The 1,514-nt window shown below is 67.2% G+C and carries 2 protein-coding genes; both read left to right on the top strand.

Annotated elements, in window-relative coordinates:
- The coding region (locus B5X90_RS20875; RefSeq protein WP_143264866.1) for a MerR family transcriptional regulator at nucleotides 1-189 on the top strand (189 nt) is incomplete at its 5' end.
- Between the two features lie 614 nt (nucleotides 190-803).
- A complete protein-coding gene (locus B5X90_RS20870) occupies nucleotides 804-1,217 on the top strand; it encodes a CBS domain-containing protein (protein ID WP_079555787.1) in 414 nt (137 codons plus the stop codon).
- The last annotated feature ends 297 nt before the right edge of the window (nucleotides 1,218-1,514 follow it).

Below are 1,514 nucleotides of genomic sequence, written 5' to 3'. Positions count from 1 at the left end.
CTGGAACCGGGGCGGACAGGCGGCGGAACACGACGGTACAGCGAGCAGGACCTCGATACCCTGCGCAGGATCAGTGCCCTGCTTGAGGACGGCCTAAACCTGGCCGGAATCCGCCTCGTCCTCGAACTCGAAGCAGCCAACAGGCGCCTCGAACGCGAACTCGCGGCGGCCCGCTCCCGGCGGCGCTGAGCCGGCGAACACGTGGCCCCGGGGCGCCGCCAGTCCCGGCGCGGCGCAAGCGCCGCGGCGGAGGCCGGCCGGAACTGCTGCAGGCGCCGGGGGTGCGATCTCGAGGACCGCCGACATCGCGCCCTGCTTTGTCGACGAACACCGATCTCCCTCGTGGAAGCAGTTGGCGCCCACGGTACTTTTTCAAGCCCACGCTCTTGCCGGACCAACGGCAGGAGTACGCCGGTACGCCACGCGGGGGACCCTGGCCAGCGTCCTGGGATATGCGGGGCCCTGCGGGGCCATTCGTGGCCGGAAGTCCCTGTCCAGATGTGGACTGCGGTGGGATAATGCCTCTCATGAGCCGGAGCCAGGAGAACGGTGCTGGAGGCCATGGTCCAGCCAGGTCCGCGAATACGGACCTGTACGCCCCAGGGCTGCGGGCGGGGACGTTGCGCAGCATCGGCCAGCGCCGCCGCGATGCTGAAATGAAGCTGGAGCAGCACCTGCAGGATGCGGACCACAGGCACGCTGCAGGGAACAGCGGGCCCCGTCATGGCCCTGAATAGACTCCCCCGCAGGGTCCAATGTCCGGCACACCTGTCCAGCACCACGCCACCATGAAGGAGATTGCCATGACAACGGTACGTGAAATCATGACCGGCAGCGCCGAATGCGTCCGCGCGGACGAAACACTGGAGCAAGCCGCCCGGAAGATGAAGGACCTGGATGTCGGATCCTTGCCTATCTGCGGGGAAGACAACAGGCTCAAGGGGATGCTGACAGACCGGGACATCGTCATCAAGTGCCTCGCCGAGGGCGGGGACCCGCGTACCGCGACGGCAGGGGAGTTCGGTCAGGGCAAGCCCGTTACCATCGGGGCTGACGATTCCGTTGAAGAAGCGATACACACGATGCAGAACGAGCAGGTCCGCAGGCTGCCCGTCATCGATGGCCATGACCTGGTCGGCATGCTCAGCCAGGCCGATATCGCAAGGAACTACCCCGAGGACCGCGTCGGGGAACTCGTCGAACTCATCTCCTACTGACGGTCAGTGCCGTCCAAGCGGCAGCCGCTGCCCGTGCGGCGGCGACTGGTAAGGCGCACATAGCCCGCCCGGCCCAGTGCAACGGCAAGGCCCTTCCCGGCGATCCTTGAGGCCGGGATCAGCGCCACGCCCGGCCGGCCAGCTGCCCAGGCTTGTCCGGTAGCGTGCGGCTGGTTTGTGTCAGCGGGAGAAGGGAAGGTGGTCGGGGATGCGCGGCTTGGCGTTGCCGGCGAAGGTGAACTTCGCGTCGTCGCCTTCGCCTTCCACGTCCACCACCACGATGTCGCCGGAGTGCAG

Source organism: Arthrobacter sp. 49Tsu3.1M3, assembly GCF_900168135.1.
In the GTDB taxonomy this organism is placed as follows: domain Bacteria; phylum Actinomycetota; class Actinomycetes; order Actinomycetales; family Micrococcaceae; genus Arthrobacter.
The sequence above is the reverse complement of the archived record's forward strand: the minus strand, read 5'-3'. Positions and strand labels throughout refer to the sequence as shown.